Origin of the sequence: Pseudoalteromonas sp. BZB3 (genome assembly GCF_040104455.1) — a bacterium.
Classification (GTDB): Bacteria; Pseudomonadota; Gammaproteobacteria; order Enterobacterales; family Alteromonadaceae; genus Pseudoalteromonas.
In genome coordinates this window covers 186,518-207,837 of record NZ_JBECOS010000010.1, presented here as the reverse complement: position 1 = coordinate 207,837, position 21,320 = coordinate 186,518, and the positions used below count along the sequence as shown (strand labels likewise).

Annotated in this window: 13 protein-coding genes; 12 read left to right on the top strand and 1 reads right to left on the bottom strand. The window is 40.9% G+C overall.

Features of this window, described 5'->3' with window-relative positions:
• Positions 1 to 584 precede the first annotated feature (584 nt).
• The 3 genes from ABMY35_RS11260 (at position 585) to ABMY35_RS11250 (ending at position 2,522) form a co-directional block, all read left to right on the top strand.
• Positions 585 to 872: a hypothetical protein gene (locus ABMY35_RS11260; protein ID WP_349286284.1), complete on the top strand. Its 288-nt coding sequence runs from the start codon at positions 585 to 587 to the stop codon at positions 870 to 872.
• 385 nt (positions 873 to 1,257) lie between these two features.
• Complete coding sequence (locus ABMY35_RS11255) at positions 1,258 to 1,710, top strand: Hsp20 family protein (RefSeq protein WP_349286283.1); 453 nt, start codon at positions 1,258 to 1,260, stop codon at positions 1,708 to 1,710.
• A 467-nt stretch (positions 1,711 to 2,177) separates the two neighbouring features.
• The gene (locus tag ABMY35_RS11250) at positions 2,178 to 2,522 is read left to right on the top strand and encodes an HIT domain-containing protein (protein WP_349286282.1); all 345 of its coding nucleotides are present in this window, start codon (positions 2,178 to 2,180) and stop codon (positions 2,520 to 2,522) included.
• On the opposite strand, the gene barA is transcribed toward ABMY35_RS11250, so the two are convergent.
• Positions 2,515 to 5,277, bottom strand: coding sequence for a two-component sensor histidine kinase BarA (gene barA, locus ABMY35_RS11245; protein ID WP_349286281.1), 2,763 nt, complete (start codon positions 5,275 to 5,277; stop codon positions 2,515 to 2,517). The genes ABMY35_RS11250 and barA overlap by 8 nt on opposite strands.
• Positions 5,278 to 5,358: 81 nt before the next feature.
• On the opposite strand from barA, the gene rlmD reads away from it, so the two are divergent.
• The 9 genes from rlmD to ABMY35_RS11200 all read left to right on the top strand — a co-directional run bounded on the left by rlmD (position 5,359) and on the right by ABMY35_RS11200 (position 21,219).
• A complete protein-coding gene (gene rlmD, locus ABMY35_RS11240) occupies positions 5,359 to 6,672 on the top strand; it encodes a 23S rRNA (uracil(1939)-C(5))-methyltransferase RlmD (protein WP_349286280.1) in 1,314 nt (437 codons plus the stop codon).
• Positions 6,673 to 6,677: 5 nt separating this feature from the next.
• Positions 6,678 to 8,834 carry a GTP diphosphokinase gene (relA, locus tag ABMY35_RS11235; RefSeq protein ID WP_349286279.1) on the top strand — a complete coding sequence of 719 codons (2,157 nt, stop codon included), beginning with the start codon at positions 6,678 to 6,680 and terminating at the stop codon, positions 8,832 to 8,834.
• An 86-nt stretch (positions 8,835 to 8,920) separates the two neighbouring features.
• A complete protein-coding gene (gene mazG / locus ABMY35_RS11230) occupies positions 8,921 to 9,721 on the top strand; it encodes a nucleoside triphosphate pyrophosphohydrolase (RefSeq protein WP_349286278.1) in 801 nt (266 codons plus the stop codon).
• A gap of 165 nt (positions 9,722 to 9,886) precedes the next feature.
• Positions 9,887 to 11,521 carry a CTP synthase gene (locus ABMY35_RS11225; RefSeq protein WP_058030295.1) on the top strand — a complete coding sequence of 545 codons (1,635 nt, stop codon included), beginning with the start codon at positions 9,887 to 9,889 and terminating at the stop codon, positions 11,519 to 11,521.
• Between the two features lie 229 nt (positions 11,522 to 11,750).
• Positions 11,751 to 13,043, top strand: coding sequence for a phosphopyruvate hydratase (gene eno, locus ABMY35_RS11220; protein ID WP_349286277.1), 1,293 nt, complete (start codon positions 11,751 to 11,753; stop codon positions 13,041 to 13,043).
• Positions 13,044 to 13,178: 135 nt separating this feature from the next.
• A complete protein-coding gene (locus ABMY35_RS11215) occupies positions 13,179 to 14,309 on the top strand; it encodes a histidine kinase (protein WP_349286276.1) in 1,131 nt (376 codons plus the stop codon).
• Positions 14,302 to 15,135 (top strand): LytTR family DNA-binding domain-containing protein, encoded by an 834-nt coding sequence (locus ABMY35_RS11210; protein ID WP_349286275.1) that lies wholly within the window; start codon positions 14,302 to 14,304, stop codon positions 15,133 to 15,135. Before ABMY35_RS11215 ends, ABMY35_RS11210 begins: the two co-directional genes overlap by 8 nt.
• Before the next feature lie 392 nt (positions 15,136 to 15,527).
• Positions 15,528 to 18,194, top strand: a complete 2,667-nt coding sequence (locus ABMY35_RS11205) for a family 16 glycosylhydrolase (RefSeq protein ID WP_349286274.1) — start codon at positions 15,528 to 15,530, stop codon at positions 18,192 to 18,194.
• A gap of 67 nt (positions 18,195 to 18,261) precedes the next feature.
• Positions 18,262 to 21,219 carry a TonB-dependent receptor gene (locus tag ABMY35_RS11200; RefSeq protein ID WP_349286273.1) on the top strand — a complete coding sequence of 986 codons (2,958 nt, stop codon included), beginning with the start codon at positions 18,262 to 18,264 and terminating at the stop codon, positions 21,217 to 21,219.
• Positions 21,220 to 21,320: the final 101 nt, after the last annotated feature.

The following is a 21,320-nucleotide window of genomic DNA, read 5'->3' as shown; positions in this document are numbered from 1 at the left end:
AAAGAAATTCTTCACCTCCCCAGCGACCATAGTGAGCGTAATTTGGTAAAAAATTTATCATGACGCCTGACGTTGCTATAAGTATTTCACTACCATAGTTCACTCCACAGCTTAAAGCCTCAAAGTTTTCATTATTTGGCCTGTTTCTGCTGCAGTGATATCACATTATGCACTATAACTAAGCTCGCTATCTCTAAAGACTTACTAGTATGAATAAGCTCAACATTTCTTGGTATTGAGCCTATTGTTCTTTGAAACAAACCTTTTTCCATCATGACCCCAAGAAAATAAGTAATCAAAAGTGGGCATGTATTAATGCGTGTTTAAATACCAACATTGTTAACCTGAATCTAAAGTAGTGCTTAAAAGTCTCTAATTTTCAGACGAGTTTTATATCTAGTGGTTTTTGTTGCGCTTAACACAATAATAGGAGGTGGCGATTTTTCATATGAGTTTTTTCATAATATTCAAAAATAGAGTGCGTTTTTATTAATATTTAAACATTTTCTTAACCTTGAGCTTGATTTGTAAATATTTTGCAATTAACTTTAACAAATAGATTGTTTAGTTTAAGGGATTAAAAAATGTTACATGGATTTAGAGTGATATTGTTAATTGGTGTGTTTTTAGCGATAGCGGGTTCTGTTCAATCAGGTGATTGGCAATATTCTGTCTGGATCGTTGTTGCTCTGTCCGCTGTACTCTTGATGAGCTTTAAATTACCAAAAAGCGAAAATGAAGAGTTAGGTGAGCGATCAGACACAAAAACAGACTCGTTCGTTTTATTGCTATCTCCAGCCTCATATTTTTCAGATAAATACGATTCTAAAGCAACAAATTCCTCTCTAAGTAGTAAACGCTTTAAATATTAAAATAGATTCCAACCAACAGTAAGTAAACAAAGCCTGGGTAAACGCTCAGGCTTTTTCTATTTTGCTCAACTCTATAGAGCTCAATTAGAGTTTCTTTCAATTTCGCCATTTGCATTATGATTCAGGCATCGATTTAATAAAATAGCTTTCGATAAAAATAGTATAAAGTACTAAATATCAGTAATTTGATTACCTATTTTTATTACTCCTAAAAATTAAATTTAAATATTTTTAATTTTTTCTCTTGAAAACTGTTTAGCAGACCTTATCTCTTATTGTGAAGACGCCTTACAGGGTTTTCTATAACTTAACACTATGAATTATTTAGGTATTCTTGCTCATGAGAGGAGATGCCGAGAACTTATCGCTCTAAGAGGATATTATTATGCGTACAGTAGATTTATCACCATTATATCGTTCATTCATTGGTTTTGATCATTTAGCTCAACTTATGGATAACGCTAGCCGTAATGCAAAGCAATCAAGCTTTCCTCCATACAACATAGAACTCTTAGGTGAAGATAAATATCAAATCACCATGGCTGTGGCAGGGTTTGTAGAGTCAGAGCTTCAAATTGAAACCGAGAAAAATACCTTAACAGTGAAGGGGTTAAAAGAAGCCAAATCGGTTGATGGAGAGCGTACCTTTATTCATCAGGGTATCGCTGAGAGAAATTTCGAACACAAATTCCAATTGGGCGACCATGTAAAAGTACGTGGTGCATCTTTAGAGAATGGTTTATTAAATATCGCCTTGGAGCGTGAGATCCCAGAAGCAGATAAGCCACGCACCATTGCAATAAATGGCGCTAAGCAAGAGCTGCTTAAAAGCGCATAAATCATTCAATTCATTTTAACGTCTCCCAATCAGCGGCTTATATAGGTAAGCCGCTTTTTTGTTTCTTTTGTAAAGAGGGGTGATCTGTGTGTCGCAGGTGATATCGCTTATTGAAAGTCTTTGAATTGAAAAAATCATACCTTAAGAATAAACACGGGCTAAAAGTTTTTTATAAATTGCTACACTTTGAATATAAAAGCTAAGAATCTTTTTTATACCAACCCTCTTAATTAAGCGAGCTATTTTGAGGCAAGAAAAAATTGTCGATAGCACCGCTCACGCGTCCTGCTATCGCTGAGGTACCTACATCCATGTAGGCAAGGCGAAAATTTTGCTATTTAGTTGTTCTAAATGAGAAATTTTCAACGAAACTAGCGCAAGTTATAGTCCCTCAAAATGATTGAGTATTATTGAGGGTTGGTATTAGAAAGCCTTTGACGCAACTAAAGACTTATTTTGGAGGTAGCATGGCAAGTTATGAAGGTAATGATTTTTACTGTGATTTAGCATTAAGCGGCCAAGTAGAGCTTGATGTCGTATATGAAGATCAGCATGTACTCGCTTTTCATCATACTCAGCCACATTGGCCAGTGCACATAGTGGCTATTCCTAAGCAACATATTCCGTCGTTTACTGACTTAGGTGGACATGACTCTGAACAACTTTTTCACCTTATCATGGTTGTACAACAACTGGCCGGAAAAGTTGAAAAAGAATATGGTTCAGCTAGAGTGCTTACCAATCTAGGTGGTTACCAAGATAGTAAGCACTTGCACTTCCATGTTAACTTTGGCGAGCCGAAACTTAACTGACTTGCTTGGAGACTTGTTTGAAGTTTTCTAGTTCATCAAGTAACTCGAGCACTTCGGGCTCAACATCGGTAATGTTTTGATGGCGTTTCAGACCGGTTTCAATGGTTTCTGATAACTGTTTTAGCTTTGGCACACCTGTGTAGCAACAAGCGCCATGAAACTTATGAATGACAGAAAGCAGGAGTGCGAAATCTTCATTTTCAAGTGCTTGATTTATCTGTTGGTGCGTGTCATTTAAGCTATCTAATAGCATATTCAACATTTCAATGGCCAAATCGGGTTTGCCGCCTGCATGACGAAGTGCTAAAGGCCAGTCTAGTAAATGGCTTTCAAAAGGGGCAGGGCTTGGCTCAACTTCTTCTGATTTGACCTTTGTTGTCGAGCTCACCGATGAACTGCTGTAATCACAAATAGTTTGTTTCAGCATGTCTTCATCGATAGGCTTAGTTAAGTAACCACTAAAGCCATCTTTTAGTAACTGATCTTTTTCGCCACTTAATGCGTGTGCGGTCACAGCGATAATAGGGGTATCTTCATTGAGTGATGAATCCAATATGGTTTTACATGCAGTGATGCCATCCATAATGGGCATTTGAATGTCCATGAAGATCAAATCATATTTATGTGTTTTACACAGAGCCACAGCTTGTGCACCATTATGCGCAGTATCTATGCCTTCGATTTGCTCTGATAAAAGTGTAGAAAGTAGTTTTAAGTTGGCATCATTATCATCAGCGATGAGTGCTTTCAAAGGCAATATTGTTTGGTCATGTTCATCGGTTGAGACATCTGGATGATCTAAGCGGTATGGAGCCGCTAACATTTCGCAAAGTTTACGGTAATGCAACGGTTTACTCGCACACGCATCTGCGCCACTCCCTACTAATGATTCTCGCATATTATGCGAAATGGTACTGACCATGAGGTATAAATAATCAGCCAGTGGACGCGCTTGGGAGATGTAATTCTTCAACACAGGCATCTGTTCAACATCAGCGGTATTACCAATTAAACAAATGTCATAGCTGAAATCTTTTTCAAGGGCTTGGTAAAAAGTCTCTTCAGTCAAACAAGGTGTTACTTGCATATTCCACTCATGCAATTGGGCTAATATTGCATAGTGAGTGTGCTCTTGAGGCTCAAAGAATAAAATACGCTTATTCTCAAGGCTATAAGTCGGTAAGTCGTTGTTAAATGCTCGCCGAGGTAGCTCAAAGATGGCATTAAAGGTAAAACAAGTACCTTGGCCAGGTGCAGAGTTTAAACTAATGCTACCACGCATGGCCTCAACTATATGCTTAGTAATAATGAGGCCAAGACCGGTGCCACCAAATTTACGGGTAATGCTTGAGTCAGCTTGGCCAAAAGGTGTGAAAAGCGCATCTTGCTTTTCTGCTGCAATGCCCACACCAGTATCACTTACAGACACTAGCAAAGAGGCATTAGTTTGTTTGATTACACGGTGAGTGATATCAATTTTAACCGCGCCTTTTTCTGTGAATTTAATGGCATTACTTATCAAGTTAATGAGTACTTGCTTTAATCGGGTTGGGTCTCCGACTAAATTCTCAGGTACATGCGGGTGAATAGAAATAGACAGTTCAAGTTTTTTCTCATAAGCGCTTGGTGCTAGTAATGTCATGACTTCACTTATAACTTCTCGTAACTGAAAGTGGATACTTTCTAATTCCATCGCTCCAGCTTCTAGTTTAGAGAAATCCAAGATGTCGCTGATAATGGTCATGAGGCTATTGGCTGAAAGCTCAATAGTGTCTAAGTATTCTTTTTGGTGTTTATTTAGCGGGGTTTTATAAAGCTGTCTTGTGAAACCAATCACACCGTTTAAAGGTGTTCGTAATTCATGACTCATTTTCGCTAAGAAGTCAGATTTAACTCGGTTGGCATCTTGGGCTTCTTTTTTGGCAATATTAAGCTGGATATTCTGTGTTTCGTACTGCTCTAGTGTTTCTCTATAGTCACTGGTGGCTTGGTCAATATGCTTTTGCATTTCATCACGTTGGTTAGCCATTGCGCCATTGATGGTGTGCAACCCTTGACGAAGCAGTTCAAACTCACCTTGCATCGGTGCTTGAAGACCAATGTCTTGTTTACCTTCGACAAGTTTGTCTGTTGCTAACAGTAACTTTGACAGTGGAGAAACTAATACTTTACTGATCCGCAACGACAAAATACCACTCAAAATTAATGCAATTACAATGATACTAATACTCATAATAAGCGTTTGTTGCTGCGCAATAATCGCTTTATCTTTGCTCACTTCAATAACTAATAACGCTAGCGGCGCGGCATGGGCATCTTGCCATTGCTCTGAAGGTTGAGAATTAAATTTAACTGGGGTGAAAAATATAAATGTATCGTCTTTTTTCACCATATCAGTATGGTGAAGCGCTTTAATGTCGCTAGTGAAGTTTAAATTACCAAAATGCTCATGATAATTGCTCGTCAGTAGTAGTTCTTTTTCAACATCAAAAACAGCAATAGTTTTAATAAGCGGAGAATGTTTGTTGTGTGCAGTACTGACTATGCGCTTAAGTTGTGCTCTATCTTCACGCAAAACGGGTTGCTCTAAAGCGATTGCCAATGGCTCTGAAATGCTACTTCCACGTTGGAAGAGAATTTCTTCAAGCTCAACATAACGATTTACTGTAAAATACCCCCCAAGAATTAAACCAATCAGCATGGTAGGGATTAAAGTTAGAACGAGAATGCTATCGCGCAGGCCTAATCTGGTCATGAATGAACTATTTCTTATTAATATTCTAGCTTTAAGAGTATCGACTTAGACACGGGTTGGCAAACATTAAGGGGCATTCGTATGGCACAGATATTTCGTGCTAAAAAAACGTCAAATAAAGGTAAAGTACTGACTTTGGATGTAAAGTCACTTGATCATCAAGGTCGAGGTGTTGCAAATCACAATGGCAAGGTGTGCTTTATCGATGGTGCATTATCAAACGAACAAGTAAAAGCACAAATTCTTGATGAAAAATCAAAGCTCATTGAGGCAAAACAAGTCAAAGTACTAACGCCGAGTGAAGAGCGTGTTACACCTTTTTGCCAACATTATGGCGTATGTGGCGGGTGTCAGTTGCAGCATTTAAAAGTAGACAGTCAAATCACATATAAACAACAAGCCGTCAGTAAACTATTTGAAAAGTTTGCTAAAGAAACGCACTTAGCATGGCAACCAGCTATTACCAGTGATGATAAGCACTACCGTCGCTCAGCCCGAATAGCTTGTATTGCAGATAAAAAAACGAAGCAATTTAAATTAGGCTTCAGAGCTCAAAAGAGTAAGCAAATAGTAGAAGTCGAAAGTTGCCCAGTTTTAAATGTTGCTTTTAAAGAACTATTTACGCAACTAAGACTTGCTATCACAGATAATGTAAAACTTCATTCAATTAGTCATGCCCAGCTTTGTGAAGCGGATAACGGTGTGTTTGTACTGATAAGACATACTAAAGCCATTGATGACAATACCAAACAGACATTAATAACAGCGTTAAGCGACTCAGGTGTGCAGGTTTTATGGGATGATGGTAAAGAGCCTGTTACATACGAGCAACTCCCTAACTATCGAGTTGATGGGATTGAATTTGGTTTTCAGCTCAATAACTTTATTCAAGTTAACGGCGAAGTAAATGAAAAGATGCTGATGCAATCATTAGACTGGTTAGCACTCAGTGAAAAAGACACCTTATTAGACTTGTTTTGTGGTATTGGTAACTTTTCTTTGCTTGCAGCCAAATATGCTAAACGTGTTGTTGGTGTTGAAGGCGTTGATAGTTCGGTACAAAGAGCTAAGGCTAATGCAGCACAAAATCAGCTTGAAAATGTCTCTTTTGAATGTTTTGACCTGACGGATGATATCTCAAGTGCCACGTGGTTCGATAAACAAGCGAATGTATTGATTTTAGACCCATCACGTACCGGTGCGTATGATGTATTGAAACAATTACCACTTAATCAATTTGAAAAAATTCTCTATGTATCGTGCGATCCGGTTACTTTAGCGAGAGATAGTGCTTTATTACTTGAAGCTGGCTTCACAATCAGTAAAGTGGGACTTATGAATATGTTTCCTCACACGGGGCATATAGAGACAATGGCGTTGTTCCAAAGGAGGTAATGCAGATGGTTGCAACCCGCCAATCACATCAAACTCATTTACCAGCCGATTTTTCGGCTCGGCTAGATCTTCTGAACCTGTCAGACGATAAACTCTCATATTTAGACCGAGCCCATGCTTTATGTCCTTCTGATGTGAATGCGACGACCTTGAACAAAGCCGTTGAGATGGTGGAAATCCTTGCCGAGCTCAATTTTGATCCTGAATCTTTGGCATCTGCTTATTTAACGCCTTATTTTCTTGAAGGGTTAATCAGTTTTGATGATGTAAAAGACGAGCTTGGCGATAACGTTGCTCTACTGTTGCAGGGTGTTGAGCAAATGGCGACGATCAGCACCTTAGCACATCAGGGTAAAGGCAATGTACAGATTGATAACATTCGCCGTATGTTATTGGCTATGGTTGAAGATGTACGAGCGGTAGTAATTAAATTAGCTGAACAAATTTGTCATTTACGTGAAGTAAAAAATGCCGATGAAGAAGAGCGTGTGGTGACAGCAAAAGCCACTGCGAATATCTTTGCACCATTGGCTAACCGTTTAGGTATAGGTCAGCTTAAGTGGGAGCTTGAGGACTTATCGTTCCGTTACCTTCACCCAGACACCTATAAGCGTATTGCAAAGCAGCTGTCTGATAAGCGTTTAGACCGTGAATCCTATATGGAAAACATGGTGAATCTAGTGTCTAGTAAGCTTGCCGAAGCAGGCGTTAAAGCACAGGTTTATGGGCGTCCAAAGCACATTTACAGCATTTATAAAAAGATGTCGCAAAAGAATTATGAATTTGATCAGCTTTTCGATATTCGTGCTATGCGAATTGTGGTTGATGAAATTCAAGACTGTTATGCCGCGCTAGGTATTGTGCATACCAGTTGGCGTCATCTGCCAAAAGAGTTCGACGACTACGTTGCTACACCAAAACAAAACGGTTACCAGTCTATCCATACTGTGGTGTTTGGTCCTGAAGGTAAAACAGTCGAGATCCAAATTCGTACTGAAGAAATGCACCAAGATGCTGAGCTTGGCGTTGCAGCCCACTGGATGTATAAAGAAGGCGCTTTACCTGGGCGTGGTTCAGGTTATGAACAGAAAATAAGCTGGTTGCGTAAACTACTGCAATGGCAAGAAGAAGTTGTTGATGGCAGTGACTTAGCTGATGAGCTGAAAAACCAAGTGGTTGAAGACAGAGTGTATGTCTTTACACCTAAGGGAGATATCTTTGACTTACCACTTGGTGCGACGCCACTGGACTTTGCCTATTATATTCATTCTAATGTCGGTCACCGCTGCGTGGGTGCTAAAGTGTTCGGCAAAATAGTCCCGTTTACTTATAAGCTAAAAACCGGCGATCAGGTTGAAATTTTAACCCAGAAAAATCCAGCGCCAAGTCGTGATTGGTTAAGTCCAAGCCTAGGTTATATTTTCTCATCGCGTGCTCGTAGTAAAATTCATCACTGGTTTAAGCAGCAAGACAGAGATAAAAACCTTCAAGCGGGTAAAGAGATGCTAGATTCGCATTTGTCGAAACTAGATCTTACCTATAAAGACTTAGAGCCTGCAGTTGAACGTTTTAACTTTAGAGAGCTTGACGACTTGATGGTGGCATTGGGGGCGGGCGATGTACGCATCAACCAATTCCTAAACTTTATCCAAGCGAAACCTGAGCCTGAAGATACGTTAAAAATTACTTCTCGCAAAAAGGTAAAAGGCGATAAAAATGGCATTGTGGTCGATGGGGTGGGTAGCCTATTGAGTCATGTAGCCAAATGTTGTCAGCCAGTGCCGGGCGATGAAATTGTTGGTTATATCACCCAAGGCCGTGGTATTGCAGTGCATCGTAGTGATTGTGAGTCGTTTGCGCACATTTGTGAGCAACATCCAGAGCGCGAAATTGCAGTAAGTTGGTCTGATGATATTAATTCATCTTATGCGCTGAATTTACGCATTGAGGCGCAGGACAGGCAAGGGCTTATTCGCGATATTAGCTCAGTATTGGCCAATGAAAAAGTGAATGTATTAAACATGAACTTGCAAACTAACTATGAGCAAAATATTGCAGTGTTCCTGATGCAAATAGAGGTTTCTAATCTGTCTTCAATGAATCGCTTGATCACTAAGTTGGTTCAAATTGATGGCGTATTTGAAGCAAAGCGACAGCATTAACCGCAAAAAATATCAATTTAATAAAGTCGGCATTTGCCGACTTTATTGTTTTAAAAATAAGTGTTTTAAAAATAAGTGTTTAAAAAATGAATCAAACTGAAATCGATAAATTGCTCAATATCATGCAAACACTTCGTGATCCTAAAAAAGGATGCGATTGGGATAAAGCCCAAACATTTAAAACCATTGTGCCGCATACTTTAGAAGAAGCCTATGAAGTGGCTGATGCCATAGAGCGCGATAATATGATGGACCTCAAAGATGAGTTGGGTGATTTATTGTTCCAAGTTATTTTTTATGCGCAAATGGCCAAAGAGCAAGAGCTGTTTGATTTTAACGAAGTGGTTGAAGGGTTAAACAATAAGCTAGTTCGCAGGCATCCTCATGTATTTTCAGAGCAAAAAACATTAACTGATGAAGAGCTCGAGCAACAATGGCAGGCGATTAAAGATCAAGAAAAAGCCGCAAAGCCGAATTCATCTGAGCAACCTCTATGGCATGACATTCCAAAAGTACTCCCTGCATTAACGCGCGCCAAAAAAGTACAAAAGCGCGCTGCAAACCTTGGTTTTGATTGGCCAGATTACCATGGGGCACTTGAAAAAGTATCTGAAGAAGTGGCTGAAGTGAGCGAAGCACTTGCAGAAAACCCTCAGTCCGATCACTCAGCTGAAGAAATAGGTGATCTACTGTTTGCGACAGTTAATGTGGCCCGCCATGCTAAACACGACCCCGAACAAATACTGAGAAACGCGACTGATAAATTTGTAGGCAGATTTGCCCAAGTTGAAGCCGTACTTAAACAACAAGGGAAAAGGCTAGAGTCGTCAAGCCTTGAAGAAATGGATGAGGCTTGGGAGCTTGTGAAGAAAAGCGCAAAAGAATAAGAGGGCATTAGGTAAATAATGAAGACGATTTTTTGAGGTCTTACTTGTCATTATTTAAAGCGCTAACACTAAATTTTTGTGGATTGATGTTAAGTGCTTTGCTATACTATCGCCCCGTCTTGATTCTTATTTAAAATTCCATTTTCCTGATATTCTAGGGTTCGCATGAGTACAAAATTTATCTTCGTAACGGGCGGGGTTGTTTCGTCTTTGGGTAAAGGTATTGCCGCAGCATCGTTGGCAGCAATATTAGAAGCCCGTGGCTTAAACGTAACTATTCTTAAGCTGGATCCTTATATCAACGTGGATCCGGGTACAATGAGCCCAATTCAGCACGGTGAAGTTTATGTAACTGAAGACGGTGCTGAAACTGACCTAGACTTAGGCCACTACGAGCGTTTCATTCGCACCAAAATGACAAAGCGCAACAACTTCACGCAAGGCCGTGTTTTTGAAGACGTGCTTCGTCGTGAGCGTAAAGGTGAATACCTAGGCGCGACAATTCAGGTAATTCCACATATCACTAACGACATTAAGCGCCGCGTAATTGAAGGTGCAGAAGGTTATGACATTGCGATCGTTGAGATCGGCGGTACCGTTGGTGATATCGAGTCACAACCGTTCTTAGAAGCGATTCGTCAGCTTGGTACAGAACTTGGTCGTGAACACGCATTATTCATGCACTTAACGTTAGTACCATTCCTTGGCGCTGCTGGTGAAGTTAAAACTAAGCCAACTCAGCATTCAGTAAAAGAGCTTCGTTCTATTGGTATTCAACCAGATATTCTAGTTTGTCGTTCTAACTGTAAATTGCCAGCTAACGAACGTGCAAAGATCGCACTTTTCACTAACGTTGAAGAAAAAGCGGTTATTTCACTGCAAGACGTAGACAGCATCTATAAGATCCCTGCGTTATTAAAATCACAAGATCTTGATAACTTAGTGTGCCGTCGTTTCTACATTGAAGCACCTGAAGCTGATTTAGCAGAGTGGGAACAGGTTCTTTATCAAGAGTCTAACCCAACTGGTGAAGTGACAATTGGTATGGTTGGTAAGTACATTGAACTACCAGATGCATACAAGTCAGTAAATGAAGCGTTGAAGCATGCGGGTCTTAAAAACCGTGTAACAGTAAACATTCAATACGTTGATTCACAAGATATTGAAAGCAAAGGTGTTGAGTTATTACAAGACCTAGACGCTATCTTAGTACCAGGTGGTTTCGGCGGCCGTGGTGTTGAAGGTAAAATCCTAGCAGCTAAATATGCGCGTGAGAACAAAGTACCTTACCTTGGTATCTGTTTAGGTATGCAGGTTGCGCTAATTGAATATGCGCGTAACGTTGCAGGTCTTGAAGGTGCAAACTCAACAGAATTCGACGCAGAATCTGCTCATCCAGTTGTTGGTCTAATCACTGAGTGGTTAGATTCTGAAGGTAACGTAGAAGTACGTGATGAAGCATCTGATTTAGGCGGCACAATGCGTCTAGGTGCGCAACTTTGTCACTTAAAAGAAGGTTCAAAAGTACGTGAAGTGTACGGCAATGCTGAAATCACTGAACGTCACCGTCACCGTTATGAAGTGAACAACAATTACATCGAGCGTCTTGAAAAAGCGGGCCTACACTTCACAGGCTTGTCTGAGGATAAGAAGCTAGTTGAAATCATCGAAAATAAAGATCACCCTTGGTTCATTGCTGCTCAGTTCCACCCTGAGTTCACATCGACACCTCGTGATGGTCACCCGTTATTTGAAGGTTTTGTGGGTGCAGCGTTTGCTCACCAGAAAGCTGAAAAATAATCTGAAGAAGCCGTGCGTTTGCACGGCTTTTTTGTCTCTAAACCAGCTACGTATTTTTTAATAATAGCAGGTGAGTAATAAACATTGCTGTGCAGCGTTATTTTTATTCAATTTAAACAATGCAGACCAATGGTTATTATGGGGTTAGGTAACAAGGTTATTTAATCCTATACAGGAAAATAGCTATCAATAAAACATTATCACCACTATGGGAATAAGAGGAATCAAGATGTCAAAAATCGTTAAAGTGATTGGTCGTGAGGTTATGGACTCTCGCGGTAACCCAACCGTTGAAGCTGATGTACATTTAGAGTCAGGCGCTTGGGGCCGTGCGTGTGCACCATCAGGTGCGTCTACTGGTACTCGCGAAGCACTTGAGTTACGTGATGGTGATAAGTCACGCTACCTAGGTAAAGGCGTACTTACTGCTGTTAACTACATCAATAACGACATCGCATCAGCACTAGCTGGTAAAGACGCGACAGAGCAGCGCGTTATCGATCAAATCATGATCGACTTAGACGGTACTGAAAACAAAGAAAAATTAGGTGCAAACGCGATCCTAGCTGTATCTCTAGCCGTAGCTAAAGCAGCAGCAGAAGATAAAGGCGTTGCGTTATACGAGCACATCGCTGACATCAACGGTACTTCAGGTAAGTACTCAATGCCAGTACCTATGATGAACATCATCAACGGTGGTGAGCACGCTGATAACAACGTTGATATTCAAGAGTTCATGATCCAGCCTGTTGGCGCGTCAAGCTTCCGTGAAGCACTTCGCATGGGTGCAGAAATCTTCCACAGCCTTAAGAAAGTTCTAAATGCACGTGGTCTTAACACGGCAGTAGGTGACGAAGGTGGTTTTGCACCTGACCTTAAGTCAAACGAAGAAGCACTAGAAGTAATCGCTGAAGCTGTTGCTGCTGCAGGTTACGAGCTAAACAAAGACATCACACTTGCACTAGACTGTGCGGCGTCTGAGTTCTATGTTGACGGCAAATATGACCTGAAAGGTGAAGGTAAAGCATTCGACTCTGCAGGTTTTGCTGACTTCTTAGCAGACCTTGCTGCTCGTTACCCAATCGTTTCAATCGAAGACGGTCTTGACGAAAGTGACTGGGCTGGTTGGAAAGTATTAACTGACAAGATTGGTGACAAGGTTCAGCTAGTTGGTGACGATTTATTCGTAACGAACACTAAGATCCTTAAGCGTGGTATCGATGAGAACATCGGTAACTCAATCCTAATCAAGTTTAACCAAATCGGTTCACTTACAGAAACTCTTGAAGCAATTGCAATGGCACACGAAGCTGGCTTCACTGCAGTTATCTCTCACCGTTCAGGTGAAACTGAAGATGCGACTATCGCTGATTTAGCAGTTGCAACTTCTGCCGGTCAGATCAAAACTGGTTCACTATGCCGTTCAGACCGTGTAGCTAAGTACAACCAACTTCTTCGTATTGAAGAAGCACTAGGTGACAAAGCTGTTTACAACGGTCGTAGCGAAATCAAAGGTCAGTAATTTTTAACTGATTTAAAAAAGCCGCCTAAAAAGGCGGCTTTTTTGTGCCTGTGTTTTATACATTTCGCTTTTCTGCTTGCCTATTTATTTCTATTGAATAAAGTAATTAAAGAATAACGATAAATAGAGCCTGTTTTGAACGTTTTCAATAAAGCCCATCTCACAGAAAACAGCCCATTGGAACTAGAATCTTCGGCTTTTAAAAGGTTGTCTAAGCAATTTTGGAGCTTACAGATAGGCGGCTGGCTTGGTTACATGCTTGTGGTATTTATTGCCATTATTCGCCCGCAATTTGATTCTCCCGACTTTAACTTAGTTGGTCAGATAATTAACTTAATTGTCGAAACACTCAGTGGTTTTTGCCTCTCTTTATTGCAGTGGTTGTTTATTCAAAGAGTCATTCATAATACTTTGAAGCAAACTTTAATAATGAGCTTTTCATCGGCTGCAGTGCTTGGTTTAATGTATAACATTATTAAACTAGGTAGTTACAAAGTAATAGTACATAGCCAGCAATGGAATGAAGCATGGAACATGCTTGAATTCGGTGGTTGGTTATTGTTCTCTTTAGCCACCATGTTTGTGTGGACGTCAATTTTTTTCATTATGCTTTATAACAGCAAGTTACAAAGAGAGCATGAGCAATTATTAAGAGCGCAGACTTTGGCTAAAGACGCGCAACTTGAAATGCTAAGATATCAGCTTAATCCGCATTTTATGTTTAATACAATGAATGCGATATCGACGCTGATTTTAAAAGAAGAAAATGACACAGCATCTGAGATGCTAGACAAGTTATGCGACTTTTTTCGTCATTCGTTAGAAGCGACTAAGCAAAGTAAGAGCACGCTAAAGGATGAGCTTGATTTGCTAGAACTCTATTTATCAATAGAAAAAGTCCGTTTTGGTAAACGCCTTAAAGTAAACTTTGACGTTGATAAAGACGTAATGCACTGTGTTATGCCCAATATGCTTTGTCAGCCAATTATCGAAAATGCGGTTAAGTATGCGGTAGAGCCAAGCAAAGAGGGCGCCGAGATCACTTTTAAGGCATATAAAAACGACGAGAGTTTAATAATTAAAATAATGGATACGGGTCAAGCTGTAAAAGAATTACACAGTAAAGGGTTTGGTATCGGTTTACAAAATACACGCTCAAGACTAGATGTGATGTTCAATGGCGAGTGTGAGGTGACTTTGATACCTAATCAAGAAAGAGGAAATACAGTGACCATGACGATGCCTTATGAGGTGAATAATGACTAAACAATTAACCGCTGTAATTGTTGATGATGAACCATTAGCCCTCGAGGGACTGAGCCTTCGTCTGGCGAAAATTCCTGAGATAAAAGTAATTGGGCAGGCTGAAAATGGCGATGAAGCTATCAAGCTTTGTCAAACTTTATCACCTGATGTGCTATTCCTAGATTTACAGCTTCCAGGGCTAAATGGCATTGAAGTCGTGCAGGCGATGCAAGCCGATACATTGCCTATGATCGTCTTTGTCAGTGCCTACAGTGAGTATGCCATTGAAGCATTTGAGCTTAATGCCATTGATTATGTGCTTAAGCCGGCAAATTTGGGTCGCTTGCAAAAAACGGTATCGAGAATACTTGAACGACAAAATCCCCATCAAGCCGAAAAAGAAAAATTTAAACTGCTTAATGCGCTAGGAGAGACGTCAGGTATAGAAGTGAGTGAATTAGAGGAATGGCTTGAAACCGATGAACCGCTTCCCACCGCTATCAATCAAGAGATAGTGATAAAGAACAGTGATAATGAAAAAGTGCTCGTCCCAGTTAAAGAAATCAAATGGGTAGATGCGGCAGGTGATTATATGTGTGTGCATACCGAAAAAGACACTCATGTGCTACGTATCACTATGAAGAAATTACAGTCATTATTAGATGAAAAACAGTTCGCACGAATTCATAAATCTACCATAGTTAATTTAAACCACGTCATAAGCATAAAGCCGCTTCGAAATAACGAGAGTATAGTTACTTTGAATGATGATATTGAGCTAAAAGTCAGCCGTAATTACAGCCCTGTGTTGCAAAATTTTATTGCTGAAAAACCAGTTATAAATTAAACCTGAAACAATATTGACCCTACATTTATTTCTCAGTTGTATCAGTTCAAAGCAATTCATCAAAAAAGTGCGCCAACATGGCGCACGGCCCCAATATAAAAACACCTCGTTAACTCAAGCAACAAAAGGCTTACACATTTCATCGTAAGTTTGTTTCGCTTTGTCGCGCACTATTTTGAAGCATGGCACGGGCGTCTCAGCTCTATTTCATGATACCGAATCTGCATTGTAACAATAAGGTTAATGGAAGAGGATAAAGTCAGGCGCAGTTTACATGCTTGTCTGTTTACTGCTCACCATGCGCAATTTATGAGAGATCATCAATAATAAGATATTAAAACTTATCTCATGAATTGTTATGACAACAAAGTCGCATATTTGGAACACACATTATGATAAAAGTTGCAAAGCATTTTTCACATGTTGGTGCCTTAATCGCAGTATCTACCTTAGTGGGATGCGGCGGTGGTGCTGAGACGAAAACAGATCCGACACCAATTAATCCTCAAGCTCCAGTGAGTGACTGGCAGTTGGTTTGGAGTGATGAGTTTGATGGCACATCAATCGATGGTCAAAAATGGACTCATGAGGTTAATTGTTTAGGCGGTGGTAACGCCGAGAAACAGTGCTACACAGAAGATGAAGCAAACTCTTATGTAAGTGATGGCACACTGAAAATCGTAGCATTGCCTGCCGCTGAAGGTGCACAACAGCCTTATACTTCAGCAAGAATGATTACCAAGAACAAAGCTGATTTTAAATATGGGCGCTTTGAAATGCGCGCTAAGTTACCAAGTGGCCAAGGTAGTTGGCCGGCATTTTGGTTACTACCTACTGATGAAGTGTATGGTGGTTGGCCTAAATCTGGCGAAATCGACATTGTTGAAGCGGTAAATTTAAAAGCTAAAGACGCTGAAGGTAACCCTGAGAGCCACGTATATGGGACGCTGCATTACGGTAAAGATTGGCCTGATAATGTGAATTCTGGCAAAGCGTACAAATTACCTGATGGTGCTAACCCAGCTGATGACTTCCATACGTATGCAATTGAGTGGCAAGAAGGTGAGATCCGTTGGTATGTGGATGATTATCTCTATGCAACGCAGCGACGCTCTGAAATTCGCACAAATTCAAAAGGTGAAACAGTTGGTTTAAAACATCGCGGCTGGTTTGCAGAATATTTTGACCAAGTAAGCGGTGAGTTAACGACTCACTATAGTAATGCGCCATATGACCAAGAATTCCATATGTTATTGAACTTTGCAGTAGGTGGAAATTGGCCTGAAAACGTCAACGAGACAGGTGTTGACGCAAGCGCGTTTGAGAACGGTCAAACATTCGAAATCGACTTTGTACGTGTTTATCAATGTCAGCAGAACGTTGATACTGGTAAAGGGTGTGAAACGGTTCGTGCAGGCTATGATTCAATAGACGATGCGCTAGTAGAGGGTAAAGCACCCATTCCATCTCCACCTTCAACTGGCGTAGCTCAAAACTTAACTATTTTTGATGGTTCGTTTAATCCTAACTGGCCAGCATGGGATTGTTGTGGCGGCTCAACACCACTGGTTGTTGAAGATGAAATGAAAGGCAACGTGGTCGAGTTTGTTGTCGGTGCGGAGCCAACAGTAAATGGCTTTATCACTCGTGAGGCTTTCATCACTGATGAAGCTGGTAAGCCATCGCCATTTGATGCATCGCCAATGATTGAAACAGGCAAGCTTAGTTTCGACATGAAGATAGTAACTGCACCGAATAATGCAGACTCGACTTGGATGCTTAAGTTAGAAAGCTCAGAAGGCACAACAGCGATTGAAATCCCTCTTTCACAAAATATATCAGGTACTGAGCCTGTAGTTGGACAGTGGCAAACCTTTGAGTTTTCTCTTCAAGCACTAGCAGATGGTGGCCTTGATCTAAGTGCCATTGATGTTGTTATGATTTTTCCTGCTTGGGGCACCGGCGAAGGGGCACAGTATCGTATAGCTAATTTAAAGATTGAGGATTCAGGCACTGCTGCTTCACCTAAGCTAACAATTTTTGAAAATGATCAAAATCCAAGCTGGCCGTTATGGGACTGTTGTGGTGGTTCAACACCTACAGTTGAGCTGGATGATGATTCGCATGGCAATGTAGCTGAATTTAAAATTGGTGATTCACCGACGGTAATGGGCTTTATTTCTCGTGCTGACAATATACTTGATGGTGGCTCAGTGAGCCCGTTCGATGCGACATCAATTCTGTCTAATGGTGTGATTGAATTTGAAATGAAAATCACTAATGCACCTGATAATGCCGAGGCTCCTTGGTTATTTAAAGTTGAGTCAGTGGATGCTGCATCATTTGCTGAAGTCGATTTATCAACCAGTGTGGAGCAAGCCGCACCTGTTGTGGGTGAGTGGCAAAAGTACACATTTAAACTGTCTGACTTAGCGAATGCAGGTTTAGATGTAAGCGCAATTGATGTGTTAATGATTTTCCCTGCATGGGGTCAAGGTGCTGGTGCTATTTACCGTGTTGATAATGTGAAAATCTACGATCCAAATGCGTCTGATGCATTCATGGGCCATGTATTATTTGCTGATGATGTGAAAGAAAAATGGTCGTTATGGGACTGTTGTGGTGGTTCAACACCAACAATCGAAAACGACGATACAGCACATGGTATGACAGCTGAGTTTAAAGTGGGGGCAGAGCCTACCGTTCTTGGCTTATTTGCTGAAGATGAACACTTTATTGATGCATCAGCGTTGTTTGAAACTGGCGTTGTACAATTTGAGCTAAAAGTAGTAACAGCACCAAATAATGCTGATGCAGAGTGGCTATTTAAAATTGAATCACTCGGTGCGAGCTCGTTTGCGCAACTAGCTTTAAGTGCAAGCCAAGAGGGCAAAGCACCTGTGGTCGGTGAATGGCAGACTTACACTTATTCATTAAAAGATTTATCAGATGCCGGTTTAGATATCAGTGCCATCGATATCTTAATGTTCTTCCCTGCTTGGGGAGCGGGAGAGGGTGCGGTCTATCGCGTAGATAACGTGATGATCAAAGCACTTTAACACGAACCGATAAGGTCGAGCGTGATTTTTCATGCTCCTCACTGAGCAAGATTTTAGTAGGGCAATTATGAACACATTTGAATTCCAACAATCAAAAATCGCACTTTATGTATGTGCGGCATTAAGCACAGGCTTTACAGCCAACGTGTTTGCGAACGAAGCAGATAAAGAAAAAGACGTAGAAGTCATTGAAGTACGAGGCATCAAAGGCAGTTTGATCCGCTCGATGAATGTAAAGCGTGATATGTCGGGTGTTGTTGATGCTATTTCAGCTGAAGAAATGGGTAAGTTTCCAGATACTAACTTGGCTGAGTCACTACAACGTATTACGGGTGTTGCAGTTAGCCGAAGTAATGGTGAAGGTAGCCAAATCACGGTACGTGGTTTCGGTCCTGACTTTAACCTGGTGACTTTGAATGGTCGTCAAATGCCTGGTACGGGTAATACTCGCTCTTATAGCTTTGAAAATTTATCTTCAAGCGGTGTGTCTGCATTAGAAGTCTATAAAACAGCGCGAGCTGACAACCCAACAGGTGGCTTGGGTGCAACGGTCAACATTGTGACTGCAAAACCTCTTAACAGCGCAACAGAGAAGTTTTCGGTTTCGGCTAAGGCTATTCATGATTCTTCAAATGAAGCGGGTGAGGATGTCACCCCTGAGTTCTCAGCACTTTATTCAAACACATATCTAGATGATACAGTGGGCTTTGCCATTTCTTTTAACCATCAACATCGTGATTTTCAACAGCAAGGTGCCAACATTCAAGGTTGGCAAGCGAATGTCGATTTACCTAGCAATTTAGATAAAGATAAAGTGGTCGATCCTCGTCCACTAGATGATGAAGGCAATAGAATCGGTGACCACTTTTTTCCTCGAGATATGAACTACGGTATTGCTGATTTTCAACGAGAGCGCACCAATGGTCATGTAGTCTTCCAATATGCGCCAGCCGATAATATGGTCTTCACATTAGACTATGTGGGCACGAAAGCGGTCACTGGTATGAACTCTATCGGTTGGGGTATGTGGAACGATTATGGTGGCAATATCAATGCGTATGAGTTAGATGAAAATGGCACCGTTATTTATGCAGATATCGGCGGTAATGATGGTTCTTTTACAGCCTCTCGTGCGACAACAGAAGTAGAAGAGCGTTCTTTAGGCTTTAACTTTGATTGGCAAGTGACAGACTCTTTAAAGCTGACCTTGGACTACCACGATTCTCAAAGCGAGACAGATAATGGTGCAGACAAAGGCTTAGGCAGCCATGGTTCATTAGTTTTAGGGTCAGACCAGCTTATTACAAAAATGTACGACTATCGTACAGGTGAAGTACCTCACGCGAATATCCTTTGGAAAAATGGTACTAACGAATTGCTTGCCAGTGAAATGGATTCACACTTTAGTCAATTTATTCACTCTCCTGGTAAAGCAACTGTTGATCAGATTCAATTAGATGGTGTCTGGGATGTTTACTATGACGATATTGGCTTAGTAAATATTCAATTTGGTGCTGCACGTACCGAACAGGAAATGAGTGGTTCTAATGCTTGGAGTGGTTTAATTGGTGGCTTTTTGTTTAACCCATCATGGCCTGAAATGTTCCCAGATGGCATGTTTACCAAGCACGATACTAGCGATTTCTTAGATGCCTTTTCAGGTGGTGGCAGTGATTTAAATCCGCACTATTATTATACCTTCGACTTTGATGAAGTTGTAGCACGCTCTGAAGCGTTTTTAACCAATGAATTATTAGGTGGTGACGATTACTTCGCAACAACTGCATATCACGATTTGGGTACTTTCTCGAAGGGCTCGGTTACAGAAGAAACAACCAGTATTTATTTATCAAGCTTCTGGGAGTTTGAAGTTGCAGATTTTCCTGTGCAGTTAAATGCAGGTGTACGTTACGAAGAAACAGACGTAACCAGTGATGTATTCCAACCAGTTCCAACTTCAGTTTGGTGGAAAGGTGGCAGTGAATGGCATACTCAATACCTTCCTGGTGAAAACAACACGCTAACACTAACAGGTGAACATGATGTGTTTTTACCTATGCTTGATATTAAAGTGGAGTTAACCGACGACTTAGTGTCACGTGTTTCTTGGGGTAAAACCATTTCGCGTGCGCCTTTAGGCGATTTAGCAGGCGGTCGTAGCCTATCAGGTAGTCCAAAAATTGGCTCGCGCAACGCGAGTGAAGGAAACACTAACTTGTTACCATTTGAGTCTACAAATTTTGACTTAAGCTTAGAGTACTATTACGCAGAAGGCAGCTACGCGGCGATTGGTTATTTTGATAAATCAGTTAAAAACTTCATTGGTAGCCAAATTGTGTCCACTACGATTGAAGGTTTTAATGACATTTACAAAGGCCCTCGTTGGAACCAAGCAGTTGCTGATATTGAAGGTCGAGGAGAGCAAGCTACCAATGATGCTATTTTTGCTCAAATGCAAGGGAATGGTTCAACATTAAACGAGCAAGGCTATATCACACCAAACGCGGATGATCCTTTGATGGTATGGGACATCACTCGTCCATTTAATGCACCAGATACTAAGTCAGTAGATGGTATTGAAGTTGCTGTTCAGCACCTAATAGGTGAGACAGGTTTTGGCGTAGGCGTGAATGCGACTTTCGTAAACGGTGATGTTGAATTCGATGTAAACAGTTTAGACCAGCAAACCCCATTAACGGGTTTGAGTGATTCAGCAAACTTCCAAGCTTTCTATGAAAAAGACGGGCTATCAATCAAGTTAACTTACGCATGGCGTGATGAATACTTGATTGGTGTTGGTCAAGATCAGGGCTCTTCAGATAACCCACCACAATTTGCTAAGGCATTTGGACAGTGGGATATGAGTGTGAACTATGATCTGAACGACCAAGTAACTGTGTTCTTCGAAGGCATTAACTTGAATAACGAAACAGAGCAAGGCTATGGCCGTTACGAGCGTCAATTCTTATTCGCAAGAGAATATGGCCCTCGTTATGCGGTGGGTGTTCGTTACTCGTTCAATTAATTCAATATAACTCATAACAAGTGCTTGCCTCTGCGTCGGAGGTGAGCCATTCAAGATTAATTAAACCCCAAGTGCTAGTAAACATGCTAGGTAAGCGCTTT